The 14,134-nt window shown below is 43.7% G+C and carries 12 protein-coding genes; 5 read left to right on the plus strand and 7 right to left on the minus strand.

The genetic code is table 11. The features are described 5' to 3' along the window. Positions 1-87 precede the first annotated feature (87 nt). Positions 88-1,521 carry a glyceraldehyde-3-phosphate dehydrogenase gene (locus Q4492_RS13855; RefSeq protein ID WP_303419077.1) on the minus strand — a complete coding sequence of 478 codons (1,434 nt, stop codon included), beginning with the start codon at positions 1,519-1,521 and terminating at the stop codon, positions 88-90. Between the two features lie 272 nt (positions 1,522-1,793). On the opposite strand from Q4492_RS13855, the gene mfd reads away from it, so the two are divergent. The 3 genes from mfd (at position 1,794) to Q4492_RS13870 (ending at position 6,573) form a co-directional block, all read left to right on the plus strand. Continuing rightward, positions 1,794-5,240, plus strand: coding sequence for a transcription-repair coupling factor (gene mfd / locus Q4492_RS13860; RefSeq protein WP_303419080.1), 3,447 nt, complete (start codon positions 1,794-1,796; stop codon positions 5,238-5,240). Beyond that, positions 5,237-5,941 (plus strand): CsiV family protein, encoded by a 705-nt coding sequence (locus tag Q4492_RS13865; RefSeq protein WP_303419083.1) that lies wholly within the window; start codon positions 5,237-5,239, stop codon positions 5,939-5,941. The genes mfd and Q4492_RS13865 overlap by 4 nt, the downstream gene beginning before the upstream one ends. 74 nt (positions 5,942-6,015) lie before the next feature. Then, entirely contained in the window at positions 6,016-6,573 is a 558-nt protein-coding gene (locus tag Q4492_RS13870; RefSeq protein WP_303419086.1) for a hypoxanthine-guanine phosphoribosyltransferase, read from the plus strand. 68 nt (positions 6,574-6,641) lie between these two features. On the opposite strand, the gene Q4492_RS13875 is transcribed toward Q4492_RS13870, so the two are convergent. The 5 genes from Q4492_RS13875 to sohB form a co-directional block, all read right to left on the minus strand. Next, on the minus strand, positions 6,642-7,778 hold the full coding sequence (locus Q4492_RS13875; RefSeq protein WP_303419089.1) for a mechanosensitive ion channel family protein: 1,137 nt from the start codon (positions 7,776-7,778) through the stop codon (positions 6,642-6,644). Beyond that, complete coding sequence (nagZ, locus tag Q4492_RS13880; RefSeq protein WP_303419093.1) at positions 7,775-8,782, minus strand: beta-N-acetylhexosaminidase; 1,008 nt, start codon at positions 8,780-8,782, stop codon at positions 7,775-7,777. Before nagZ ends, Q4492_RS13875 begins: the two co-directional genes overlap by 4 nt. Before the next feature lie 18 nt (positions 8,783-8,800). Continuing rightward, positions 8,801-9,280, minus strand: a complete 480-nt coding sequence (locus Q4492_RS13885) for a L,D-transpeptidase (protein WP_303419096.1) — start codon at positions 9,278-9,280, stop codon at positions 8,801-8,803. A 4-nt stretch (positions 9,281-9,284) separates the two neighbouring features. Further along, positions 9,285-9,944 (minus strand): TetR/AcrR family transcriptional regulator, encoded by a 660-nt coding sequence (locus tag Q4492_RS13890; RefSeq protein WP_303419099.1) that lies wholly within the window; start codon positions 9,942-9,944, stop codon positions 9,285-9,287. 130 nt (positions 9,945-10,074) lie between these two features. Continuing rightward, complete coding sequence (gene sohB / locus Q4492_RS13895) at positions 10,075-11,136, minus strand: protease SohB (RefSeq protein WP_303419102.1); 1,062 nt, start codon at positions 11,134-11,136, stop codon at positions 10,075-10,077. A 91-nt stretch (positions 11,137-11,227) separates the two neighbouring features. Between sohB and Q4492_RS13900 the strand changes: the two genes are divergently transcribed. Then, on the plus strand, positions 11,228-11,563 hold the full coding sequence (locus tag Q4492_RS13900; protein WP_303419105.1) for an SCP2 sterol-binding domain-containing protein: 336 nt from the start codon (positions 11,228-11,230) through the stop codon (positions 11,561-11,563). Here the strand turns inward: Q4492_RS13900 and nudC are convergent. After that, positions 11,537-12,358 (minus strand): NAD(+) diphosphatase, encoded by an 822-nt coding sequence (gene nudC / locus Q4492_RS13905; protein WP_303419107.1) that lies wholly within the window; start codon positions 12,356-12,358, stop codon positions 11,537-11,539. The genes Q4492_RS13900 and nudC overlap by 27 nt on opposite strands. A gap of 230 nt (positions 12,359-12,588) precedes the next feature. Here nudC and nhaB point away from each other — a divergent pair, with 230 nt between their 5' ends. Then, a complete protein-coding gene (nhaB, locus tag Q4492_RS13910; protein ID WP_303419110.1) occupies positions 12,589-14,094 on the plus strand; it encodes a sodium/proton antiporter NhaB in 1,506 nt (501 codons plus the stop codon). Positions 14,095-14,134: the final 40 nt, after the last annotated feature.

Here is a 14,134-nt window from a genome sequence, read left to right on the forward strand (position 1 = left end):
AGATATATCTTTTTAGAATATAGAGCAATAAATATACAAAAAGCCACCCGTAGGTGGCTTTTTAGTCAATAGTAATAAACTAAATGCTTACTTCTGCTTTGGAAAAGCTGGAAGCGTACACTGAGCCATTTTCTGCATTAAGCGAATAACCTGACAGCTATAGCCAAATTCATTGTCGTACCAAACATAAAGTACGCAACGCTTACCGCCAGCAATGGTTGCAAGCGCATCAACAACACCCGCAGCACGAGAACCGACAAAGTCAGTTGAAACCGCTTCTGGAGAATTGCTGTAATCGATCTGCTTCTGCATTGGGCCATGAACCGCAGCTTCACGAAGATACGCGTTAAGCGACTCTTTATCTGCTTCAGCTTCAAGGTTCAAGTTAAGAATAGCCATGGATACGTTAGGCGTAGGCACACGAATAGCATTACCTGTTAGCTTACCTTCCATCTCCGGAAGTGCTTTAGATACCGCTTTTGCTGCACCCGTCTCAGTAATAACCATATTAAGACCCGCAGCACGGCCGCGACGATCACCTTTATGGTAATTATCAATCAAGTTCTGATCGTTTGTATAAGCATGCACGGTCTCAACATGACCATTCTCAATGCCATATTTATCGCAAATAGACTTAAGAATCGGTGTAATTGCGTTTGTAGTACAAGACGCTGCCGATAGGATCTCATCTTCAGGTGAGATATCCCCATCATTAACACCCATTACAATATTTTTAACGCCTTTACCTGGTGCAGTCAGTACAACGCGAGACGCGCCTTTAGATTGCAAATGAAGAGATAGACCCTCTTTATCGCGCCATTTACCCGTGTTATCAATAACCATCGCATTATTGATACCGTAAGCGGTGTAATCAACTTCATCTGGAGAGTTAGCGAAAATAACCTGAATTACATTGCCGTTGGCTGTAATTGTATTATTCTCTTCATCTACAGTGATAGTGCCACGGAAGGAACCATGTACCGAATCACGACGCAATAAGCTTGCGCGCTTTTCAAGATCATTAGCCGCTGAACCTTTACGCACAACCATCGCTCTTAAACGTAGCGCTTGACCACCGCCCGTACGTTCAATTAATAGACGCGCCAATAAACGACCAATACGACCAAAACCATAAAGCACTACATCTGTAGATTCACGCTCATCAGAGTCGATAGCTTCAGCTAGCTCAGATTCAACAAAAGCCTCTAGCGCTTGACCATTAGCCTCATCACGAAACTTAACAGCCAATTTGCCCAAATCAACGTGCGCATTGCGAACGTTAAGACGGCTTACTGCTTCAAGAACCGGCAGTGTTTCAGATACAGTCAGCTCTTGCTCTTCAACCTGACGCACATAACGATGTGCTTTCAGAATATCAACAACAGAACGTTTAATAATCAAACGACCGAACACTGAACATTCGATATTCCGATCACGGTACAAACCACCTACCAGTGGTACCATCGCTTCAGCTATCGCTTCGCGTTCTTTCCAATCAGTAAATACTTGATCTTGGCTCACAATGAGACTCCAAAAAGCTGTGTCAACTCGTTGGCAACCACTAATAAGACCATATATAAAGCCTTACTAGTAGACCCGCTAAAAATTTGGTGCGCATTATCCTCTTTTAAGGCCCATTGAGCAAATTCATCTAGATATACTTTCGAACCATACAAGCAACACCACAGATTAGTATATAAAAAGCGTTCATTGCCCCCTAAACTCTATCAATTCTGTTTCTAGCCGCTAAACTACCCTGCCTGAATAAACTTCATGCGAACAGGAGCATCGCAGTGCTGCAGCTGAAATACCCCTTACCATCAGGTCCCGGCGACCGAAAACATATCGGCCAAGTTCTTGGGGCCGCCGCTGGTTATCTTATCACCGATGCGGCAGAGCGCTATGAAGGGGTCACGCTTGTTATCACCAATGACACCAACCAAGCTAATCGCCTATACAATGAAGTTTGTTTTTTCAAAAAGAACAAACAGGAAATTCTCTCATTCCCAGATTGGGAGACACTGCCTTATGACACATTTTCACCACATCAAGATATAATTTCAGAACGAATATCTACACTCAATCGCCTCCCAAGCCTCAAGCAAGGCATTTTGATCATCCCCCTCAGCACACTAATGCACCGTACAGCTCCAGCTGAGTTTGTAGCAGGCAACTGCTTTGATCTAAAAGTGGGCGACACTATTAATGTCGAAGACCTCCGCAAACAACTATCGGACGCAGGCTACCATGCTGTAGATGCGGTATTGGAACACGGGGAGTTTACCATTCGCGGTTCAATCATCGACCTATTCCCTACCGGCAGCGAACTCCCTTTTCGAATAGAATTATTTGATGATGAGATTGAGACTCTACGTACATTTAATACAGAAACGCAGATTTCCATTGAGCAAATAGACTCAATCAATCTACTACCTGCCAAAGAGTTCCCATTTGATAAACGCGCCATCAGCGGATTTAAGTCTCGCTGGCGTGAGCAGTTTGATGTTGATTACAAACAGTGCCCTATCTACACAAATATTAATGATGGGCTTGCATCACCAGGTATTGAATATTACTTGCCTCTCTTCTTTGAAGAGTGCAGCTCCATATTCTCCTCATTACCCGAAAACACTCAAATACTGGTTAATGATGGATTAGAGGCAGCAGCCAAGCTATTTGCAGATGAAGTTAATGAACGTTACGAACAACGTAGACACGACATCACCAATCCAGTTCTCCCGCCGCAGTCCCTCTTCCTCTCAACAGATGAGCTATTTGCTGAACTAAAAAGCTACGGCCGCCTCACATTACATACTGACCTTATCGAAGATAAAGCAGGCAGAACGAACCTCGACTGTATACAGCCACCGGAACTCCCCGTTCAGTCACAGCAGAAAGAACCTCTAGCTGCACTGCAGTCATTTTTAATACAACGGGATGGCGCGGTTCTATTTTGTGCTGAATCAGCAGGTCGAAGAGAAGCTCTACTTGAACTGCTTTCTCGTATAAATATCAAACCAACGCAAACTAAAGACTGGTCATCATTTGTTGATTCAGCCGTAGATTTAGCCATAACAGAGTTTCCTTTAGAGCAAGGATTATCAGTTCCTGGAGAGTTTCATTTAATTACCGAAACTCAGCTCTTTGGCCGACAAGTATTTCAACGCAGACGGCGCTCCCGAGAGCAGGAACAAAACGATCAGGTTATAAAAAACCTATCGGAGCTAAACACTGGCTCACCCGTTGTTCACTTAGACCATGGCGTAGGACGCTATTTAGGCTTACAGATTATAGAACTTGAGGGACAAGCTAATGAGTTTCTCACCCTTGAGTATGCAGAAGAAGCAAAACTCTATGTACCCGTTTCATCTCTGCACTTAATTAGCCGCTACACCGGTGCGGGAGACGACAATGCACCCTTACATCGCTTAGGCACAGAACAATGGAGTAAAGCTAAACGCAAAGCCGCTGAGAAAGCCCATGACGCAGCAGCAGAACTCCTCGATATTTATGCACGACGTGCGGCACGAAAAGGCTTTAAGTTTCATGACCCTGATGAGCAGTATCTACAATTTGCAGCGTCTTTCCCTTTTGAAGAGACGCCTGACCAAGCCGCCGCTATCGGCAATGTGATACGCGACATGACAGCCCCACAGCCTATGGATCGCCTAATTTGCGGGGATGTAGGTTTTGGTAAAACAGAAGTTGCCATGCGTGCCGCCTTCGTGGCAGTACAAAGCGGAAAGCAGGTTGTAATTTTAGTCCCAACCACCCTACTCGCTTCGCAGCACTTCCAAAACTTTCAGGATAGATTCGCCGACTGGCCGATTAACATTGAACTTATCTCCCGCTTCCGCTCAGGAAAACAACAAGACAGTGCAATAGAAAAACTCGAAGCAGGCAGTGTCGATATAGTGATAGGCACCCACAAATTACTTAACGGGGGCATTAACTTTAAAGACCTTGGTTTAGTCATTATTGATGAAGAACATCGCTTTGGCGTTCAACAAAAAGAACGCCTCAAGTCTCTTCGAGCTGAGGTTGATATTTTAACGCTGACAGCTACGCCGATTCCACGAACCCTCAACATGGCCATGTCAGGTATACGTGATCTATCAATTATTGCTACACCACCCGCTAAACGATTATCTGTTAAAACCTTTGTGCGTTATAGCGACCCAACGGTGATCAAGGAAGCCATTCTCCGAGAACTACTTCGTGGCGGGCAGATTTACTACCTACATAACGAAGTTAAAAGCATAGAAAAAACAGCAGAAGAGCTTCGCGAACTAGTTCCCGAAGCACGTATAGGTGTAGGCCACGGGCAGATGCGCGAACGCGAACTGGAACAGGTCATGTCCGACTTTTACCATAAGCGTTTTAATATCTTACTGTGCACCACCATTATTGAAACGGGTATTGATGTACCTAACGCTAACACCATCATTATTGACCGAGCAGATAAGTTTGGCCTCGCACAGCTACATCAGCTCAGAGGACGTGTAGGCCGCTCGCACCATCAAGCTTATGCTTACTTACTAACGCCGCATAAAAAGTCGATGACTAAAGATGCCGTCAAGCGTTTAGAAGCGATCGAAACAACCAACGATCTTGGCGCTGGCTTTACACTGGCCACCCACGATTTAGAAATTCGTGGCGCCGGTGAGCTTTTAGGTGAAGAACAGAGCGGGCAGATGCAAACTGTAGGCTTCTCTCTCTTTATGGAGATGCTCGAACAAGCTGTTGAATCGATCAGAGAAGGTAAAACGCCGAATATGGATCAACCATTACGGCACGGCGCAGAAGTCAATTTACACTTATCAGCGCTTATTCCTGATGATTACCTTCCTGATGTTCACAGCCGCTTAATCATGTACAAGCGCATTGCCAACGCGAGCTCATCAAAAGAGCTGAAAGAGCTACAAATAGAGATGATCGATCGCTTTGGTCTATTACCTGAGCAAGTAAAGAATCTATTTAAAGTAACAGAACTGAAATTACGTGCAGAAGCCATGAACATTGTTAAAATCGATGCAGGTACAACAAATGGGCGCATCGAATTTGCGACCGATGCTAAAGTTGATCCTTTGACACTAGTAAAAATGGTTCAAAAGCACCCACAAAAGTATAAACTTGAAGGCGCAGACAAATTACGTTTTAGCCTAAATATGGAGAAGAGCGACGTTCGCTTCTGCGCTATCGAAAGCCTTTTAAGCGACTTGGCAGTTAAAACATCATGAAAAAATTGTATAGCGCCCTAATTTTTAGTGCTTTAAGCCTCACAGCCAATGCAGCTGACTGGTATAAAGTTGAAGTGGTTGTTTTTGCAAATCAGGACAGCGCGCCTATCGCCGATGAGTATTGGCCTGATATAGAAGAGATCCCCGCGCCCAGCAATGCGATCAACTTAAAGTCATCCAATGCCGAAGGAAGTGCTTATAAGCGCCTACCCGGAAGCTCCTTGACCCTTCACGATGAAAAAAACCGGCTGCGAAACTCAGGGCCCTACAAAGTCCTCTTTCATGCAGGATGGATGCAACCTGTTTACCGCACCCAAACACCGCGCCCAATTCATATCACCGGCGGCGAGATATTAGATAATGGCATGCATGAACTAGATGGATATATCGCCGTAGGCAGAGGCACTTATCTACACTTTCGCCCTGACCTCTACCTAAGCCGTAGATTAAGTGCTGATGAAGCAAAGCTACTTAAAGACGATCCTACAGCAACCAACAACGCCGTGGACGAAAACGCAGCATCAATACTTACAATGCAAGCATCCAGCAGCGCCAGCAGTTCATTGGCCAGCGAATTGTTTACCATTCCAAATATCTTAACGGCAAACCTGAATCAAGCACGGCGCATGAAATCAAAAGAGTTACACTATATAGATCACCCATTAATGGGTATCTTAGTTGAAATTCGGCCCGTAAATTAACAACTTAACCTATCATCAACTAAGCCCAGAGTAACTGGGCTTTTTTATATACGATCAAAGAGTAGAAAACCCTCATGTCTAAAATAGATGACGAAGAGATTAAGCGCGTTTATATCCAAGCAGACTTACTCTACGGAGAAGCTGAAGTCGAACACGCTATCAACAAATTAGCCGCGCTAATCACCGAAGATATGATGGACAAGACCCCTGTGGTATTTCCCGTATTAAATGGCGGTTTAGTCATTGGAGGTAAGCTGCTCACTAAATTGAACTTCCCTCTTGAGGCTGGCTATTTGCATGCAACTCGTTATCGCAATACAACATCAGGCCATCAGCTCGAATGGATAGTTAAACCTCAGATTGATTTTAAGGGGCGCGCGGTGCTTATTATCGATGACATCTTAGATGAGGGACATACCCTAGCTGAGGTTGTTAGTTATTGTCGATCGGAAGGCGCTAGCGAGGTAAAGGTTGCGGTACTTGTACATAAAAACCATGACCGTAAGCCTAACCCTGAATTAAAAGCTGACTTTGTCGGCCTAGAAATTGAAGACCGCTATATTTTTGGCTACGGCATGGACTACAAAGGCTATTGGCGAAATGCCCCTGGGATCTTTGCCGTAAAGGAATAAAAAATAAAACGTTATATACTCAAAACTCACATAAGGCCCGAAGACTCGAGCCTTATGTGCAACAAATATTAACGTGGCTCCGAAAACTCTCCAGTCATAACCGGCTCATCCATAGCGAAAGGCGGCTGACTTGCTAAATGAACAGTTGTTGTTGGGAAGGCAATCGAAGCCCCTCTCTGCTCAATAATATCCATAACCTTAACCATTACATCCTGCTTAATTTCATGGAAGTGAATCCAATTGGTTGTTTTGGTAAAGGTATAGATAAAGAAGTCTAAAGATGAAGGCCCAAAACGATCAAAATTGACAATCAATGTTTGCCTTGTATCGATCTCAGGATGCTCCAACAACATAGCTTTAACGGCCGATACAATATCCGTTAGTTGGGCGGCATCATCATAACGTACACCCACGTATTCATAGATACGGCGATTAGTCATACGGGATGGGTTTTCCACCGATATATTGGCAAAGGTCGCATTAGGTACGTAGAGCGGTCTTTTATCAAAAGTACGAATACGGGTCTGGCGCCAACCTATATCTTCTACTGTACCCTCTATCTGCTTATCTGGTGAACGGATCCAATCACCCACTTTAAACGGACGATCTAGATAGATCATCAAACCACCAAAGAAGTTCGCTAAAATATCCTTAGCCGCAAAACCAACGGCAATACCACCAATACCACCAAAGGCGAGAATCCCTGAGATACTGTAACCGTAGTTCTGCATCACAATCATGATGATAATGACTAACAGGATCAAACGAACTAAACGGCCCAGTGCGCCTACCGTTGTCGGGTCCATAGGCTTAACCATGCGATCAGGCATCACCAAGACTTCTTCGATTCCATTAAGGAAACGGAAAAACGACCACGCAATAATAACAATCAGCACGGAACGAGGCAGAGGGCTATCATCATCTAATACTTGGATTGATAGATGGGCCTGGAAAATCTGTACAAGCCAATAACCTGCACTCAGCCAAATAAGAAACAACAGTGGACGACTAAAGGCATTAAGGATCACATCATCCCATAGCATCTGCGTCTTTTCTGCTTGCCCCATAAGCTGGCCAAGCAAAACACGCGTCACAATATCGGCGACAACAGCGGCTACGCAGATAGCGACCGACAAAATCATCCACGCGGATGCGTCATACGAAGGTAAATATTCAGTCAATAACTGATTCAGTAGTTCTATCATTTTCCGTTATCCATCAATTTTTTTACTAACAAGCGCGCAGATACTAATCTTTCATCATCTAGAGCCCAATCCGAGCCTTTCAGCTCAAGAAGCTCAGGTAATGCTTTATAACCTGAAGCGTCCAAATAGGACAATATCTCTATTGTACCCGCTCTATCATTACAACAAAGTATCGCCTGACAGCCTGCCTGCAGCGCTTTTTCCGCTCGTTGTCCATAGCCACCTACACTATGGGCTGCTTTCATACTAAGGTCATCACTAAAAATAATGCCCTTAAAGCCTAGCCGCTCTCGTAATATTTTTTGCATCCAAAAAGTAGAGTAGCCCGCCGGTGCTGAATCACACTCAGGATAGAGCACATGAGCAAACATCATTGCCTGCATACCCTTCTTAATTGCTCGCCGAAATGGCAGCATATCTGTATCCCAGAGCTGGGCAAAAGAGCGATCATCAATTGCGTCAGCATGGTGTGTATCGGCATTAGCCCAGCCATGACCTGGAAAGTGTTTTCCAGTGGCTGCCATACCCGCATCTGCCATACCGGATATGTACGCTTCAGATAACTGAGTAACCGCCTTAGAGTCTGTAGCAAAGGCACGATTCCCAATAACCGAATTACGCCCATAATCCACATCTAGCACGGGAGCAAAGCTAAGATCTACATCCAATAAGCGCATTTCTGCCGCCATTAAATAACCTAACTGAGATGCTGCCTGCAACCCCTGAGCATGGTCCAAACAGAATAACGCATGAACACTTTTTACCGGAGGTAGCAGAGTAACGCCCTCTTTTAAGCGCTGAACCCGCCCACCCTCTTGATCAATACTAATAATTAACTCTGGACGTATCTCACGAATCTGTTTGATTAACGTCTTAACTTGGTCGGCGGATTTTGTGTTTCGCCCAAAAAGAATAACACCCCCAATAAGCGGATGTTTTAATAAAACAGATTCAGCCTGAGTTAGCTCAGTGCCATCTAGATCGAGAAACAGAGAAGCATGCATATAGATAAGCCTAATTACTTATTCTTGAATAAAAACCGGAGCGCCATAAGAAACCCTTTCAAACAGCTCAAGCATGTCAGAATTGCGCATACGTATACAACCATGGGAGCGAGCAATACCCATAGGCTCTGAATCGGGAGTGCCATGAATATAAATATACCGCTGCATACTATCCTTATCCCCTAAGCGATTAAAGCCATGCTCACACCCTGATAACCATAAAATACGGGTCAGTATCCAATCCCGTTGAGGAAACTTCGCTGCCAAGTCAGAGGAGTAAATCTCCCCCGTAAAACGACGGCCAACAAATACAGCATTGACAGGTAAACCCGAGCCAATTTTTGCTCGAATATAATGCTTACCCCGAGGGGTACATCCACTATTTTTGAGTTCACCGACCCCATTCAATGCGGTAGAAATCGAATAAATCGCAAGAGTCTGCTCCCCATCAACTAATGATAGTTGCTGGTTAGCAATAGAGATAACGAGCTGTAGCATAGGATTAAACGCGACAGAAATAGGTTTTATCCGCTCGAGCCTGCAAACCTGCAGAGAGTACAGGAATCATACGGTGTAGGATCTTCTCAACCTCTGCACCACTATCAAACTCACGTTTTTCTATGCCGTGAAGCGTTTGGAAGTTAGAGAGAGTGAAAGTGATAGAGCCTAAGCAGAAATGAAGTCGCCAGAAAAACTCATCATCTTCCATAGGCGCAGCATCGGCACGAAGTAACTGAATAAAAGGCTGTAAGGTATCTTGATAGCGACTAATCAGAAAATCACGTAGCTCTTCTTGGTTTTGCATATAGGAGAGTTCAAGCAAACGCATAAATACGGCTAGGGCATTCACATTGTCATGATTAACGACTAAGAGTGTTCGCATCAGAATTTCGAGTAACTCATCCAAAGTCACCTGACCGGCATCAGTGGATAGATTACGATGCTCTAACATTGAGGTCAATTCAGTACACAGCGGGGTCAAAAACTTCTCTGCCACCGCTTGAATCAACCCCTTTTTAGAACCAAAATGGTAGTTGATCGCCGCTAAATTGACATCAGCCTTGCTGGTAATTTGGCGCACGGTTGTCTCAGCAAATCCCTGCTCCGCAAATAGAATTTCTGCTGCCTTAATAATACTCGCAGATGTTCCTTTATGATTCATCCAAGCTCCAAACTGGCGTTTAAAACAGATAGTGACAAATTATAAGGAAAAAATCCATTCACTTATTCAGCTACGACTGACAAAAAACATCAGCCATAGCTAAAATTGTAATCAAGCACTAGCAGTCAGACTAACGACTCCAGATTTTTGACTGCGTCAAACGTCCCCACCATCTCAGCAGCACTTTATCACTTGAGGAAACGGCTAATTCAGAGATTTTTTCCTGTAACGATTTTTTCTGCTCATAACGAACAATATAGATATCTGCCTTATCAGCAGCATCCATCATATATTGATCCGAAGTCATCAATTCATCAACTAAGTGAACATCCAGCGCCTGCTTACCAAACCAAATTTCGCCGGTGGCAACTTTGTCTATATCAACTTCAGTGCGGTACTCATGAACAAAGTTTTTGAACAGCTCATGAGTTTCTTCTAACTCTTCAACAAATTTTTCACGACCTTTATCTGTATTTTCACCAAACACAGTCAAAGTGCGCTTGTACTCTCCCGCCGTTAATACTTCATAGTCGATATCGTTCTTTTTCAGCAAACGATGGAAGTTAGGTAGTTGAGCAATAACACCAATAGATCCAACAATAGCGAAAGGCGCGGCGAGCAATTTATCAGCTAAACATGCCATCATATAACCACCACTGGCAGCAACTCGATCCACACAGATTGTTAACGGAATCTCTTTACGTTTAATTCGCTCAATTTGTGATGAAGCTAAACCATACTCATGCACCATACCACCAGGGCTTTCAAGGCGAATTAGTACTTCATCTTGCTTCTCCGCCATCAATAAGACAGCTGAAATTTCTTGGCGTAAAGGCTCAACTTCGCTGGCTTTAACATCACCATCAAAATCAAGTACAAAAATACGTTTGCGACGCGGCTGATCATCTGCAGGCGGTGCTTTTTTCTGGGCTTTTTTATCCGCCTTCGCTTTTTTCTTCTCCTCTTTGAGCATAGCTTTTAGCTCACACTCATCAAGAATTGATCCTTCCAACGCTTCTTTCATCTCAGCAAGTTCATCATTAAAATGAATCACCTCGATGTCACCCTGTTTAGCATCTTTACGTGAACGTGTTGACACTATAGCAATACCAGCCACAACAGCGAGTACGGCAAAGACAATAGTTACTGATTTTGCAAGGAAAAGACTGTAATCACTCAGAAACTCAATCACCGAGAAAACTCCGAAATAAACTAGTAAGTTTGAAGAGCGCTAATGTATCATATTTCTATCCGTTACCCACCCAGTTTGAGACTTCTCTTTCATGAGCCAGAACATCTCCGTTGCAAACGTTATTGAAAAGCTACCAAGTCGCTTTATTAAGGAAAATGCACAAGATTTTTCCGCGACCTTTCAATTTACTCTTGATGACGATCAAGATTTCCACATAACCATATCGGATGAGAGATGCAGCATAAACTTAGGGGAGCATCCTGATCCAAACGTCACCCTTATTATGGACTCCGAAACAATGGTTGAAGTTATTACGGGCCAAAAAGATGGTATGAGCGCATTTATGTCAGGTAAGTTAAGAGCAGAGGGTAACGTCTTACTTGCCACAAAACTGAGTAAATTATTCAGCCGTGAAAAACAAAGTTGAATCCTCAGGCAAGCTCTCACCTATCTCAATTAAGAAACGATCAATAAGTCTACGCGCTATTGTGAATTTGGGAGGAAGTACGGGTAAGTTGCTCGCGGAGAACCAGCCTGCATCGAGTATTTCCTCTCCATCCGGTGTAATTTCACCGCTGTCATATTCAGCCATATAACCCAGCATAAAAGAGTGTGGGAACGGCCAAGATTGACTAAAACAATATGTAAGATTTTTTACACGAATACCCACCTCCTCTTCCACCTCCCGCACCACTGCATTCTCAGCACTTTCTCCAGCCTCAATAAAGCCAGCTAAAGCACTATAACGCCCTGGTGCAAACTTACTCGCATGCGCTAATAAGCATTGATCCCCTTTTCGAACCAAAACAATAATACAAGGCGAGATTCTGGGGTATTGACGATGCAAACAAGAACCGCATACTTTAGCTAGTTCATCTTGATGCGCTTCCAAAGGAGTAGCACAGCGAGGGCAGTATTTAAACGATTCATGCCAAGTAACAATCTGCGCTGCAGACGAAAGCAAAGTGTAAGTACTCTCATCCTCAACAGCAGCAAGCATAGTTCTTAAACCACATAAAGCGTCACGATCGACACTGGTAGGTAGATCACCCTCTGCAACTATAGCAACGCGATAATCAGCATTTTCAATCAATCCTAAAGGGTAACTCGCAATAATAGGAGTATTCACTAAATCGGACTCACTAAATGTCGTCACCCCCGACGCAGTACCGATTAAATGTCCATTAGTCGCTAATAAATATACACAATGAGAATCAGACAATGAGCGCCTCCCCTGAAATTAACTGGCCAATAAAATACGCATATGGAATCAAAACCAAGCCTTTATTATGCCCTAAAAAATCAAAAACATGCGCTGAGACAGTACATTAGTCTTCTGCTTTAAGGGCTCAACTGTTAATCTTAGCCACATTATAAAAAACAAACGCAGTGATAATTTCAACTATTATAACTATTAAATACTGGCTGTTCTGGCATAGGGAAGAACAATCAATGACAAATACGCTACCACAAGCATTAGTTAAAAACTTTCTGGGTAACTCCCCCGTCTGGTACAAACAAGCAATTATAGGGTTTCTCATACTAAACCCTATTGTCCTGTTCACTATGGGGCCTGTGATAACAGGTTGGTTGCTTATATTTGAATTCATCTTCACTTTAGCGCTTGCTCTAAAGTGTTATCCACTTCAGCCCGGTGGCTTACTAGCCATTGAAGCTATAGTTATTGGTCTTGCTAGCCCAGAATCCGTATCTCATGAGGTAGAAGCTAATCTAGAAGTCATACTTCTATTGATGTTTATGGTGGCGGGCATCTATTTTATGAAGAGTATGCTCCTTTGGGTCTTCACCAAAATATTACTTAAAGTTCGATCTAAAATTGCGATCTCTCTTTTATTCTCCTTTTCCGCAGCCTTACTATCAGCCTTCCTTGATGCACTTACAGTAACAGCTGTACTTATTAGCGTCGGTGTTGGTTTTTACGCGGTTTACCATAAGGTTGCATCAGGTAAAACCTATCATCATCCTGATCATGATCATGCCGATGACCACGCGGTTCAACAAAACCATGAACAAGATCTTGAGCAATTCCGAGAGTTTCTTCGTAGCTTGCTTATGCATGGTGCAGTGGGTACAGCACTGGGTGGTGTCTGTACGCTTGTTGGTGAGCCTCAAAACTTACTTATCGCCGAAAAAGCAGGTTGGGACTTTATCCAGTTCTTTGTTTTAATGGCGCCCATTACAATGCCTGTACTTGTAGCAGGGCTGATCACTTGTGCTTTGCTCGAAAAATTCAAAGTATTAGGTTATGGCACATTGCTACCTGAAAATGTCCGTAACGTCTTGCTGGATTATGCTGGCGAAGAAGATGCTAAACGCACAATGCGCGATAAAGCCACACTCCTAATCCAAGCAGTTGTTGCCCTATTTCTCGTTGTGGCACTAGCTTTACATTTAGCCGCAGTAGGTATTATCGGTCTTACAGTTATTATCTTACTTACAGCCTTCAACGGTATTATAGAAGAGCATCAAATTGGTAAAGCCTTTGAGGAAGCCCTTCCCTTTACCGCGCTACTGGTCGTTTTCTTCTCGATTGTATCGGTCATTCATGATCAGCATTTGTTCCAACCGATCATTCAAACCGTGTTAGATATGGACCCAGACTCTCAACCCGGTGTTTTCTTTATTGCTAACGGCGTTTTATCAGCCATTAGTGATAACGTATTTGTTGCGACGGTTTATATAAATGAAGTGGTTGATGCCTATAACGCAGGCAATATTAGCCGTGAACATTTTGATGTTTTAGCGATCGCAATCAATACAGGTACTAACATACCAAGCGTTGCAACACCGAATGGGCAAGCAGCATTCCTATTCTTACTTACCTCTGCCATTGCCCCGCTTATCCGCCTATCCTACGGACGCATGGTACTGATGGCACTGCCTTATACTATAGTGATGAGTATCACCGCCTACACTGCGCTGATGATTTCACACTAAAATGTAAGCCCAACTAAAAAGTTAGCGACAAATAAAAAAG

The sequence above is a fragment of the Neptuniibacter sp. 1_MG-2023 genome, assembly GCF_030547185.1.
GTDB lineage: Bacteria > Pseudomonadota > Gammaproteobacteria > Pseudomonadales > Balneatricaceae > Neptuniibacter.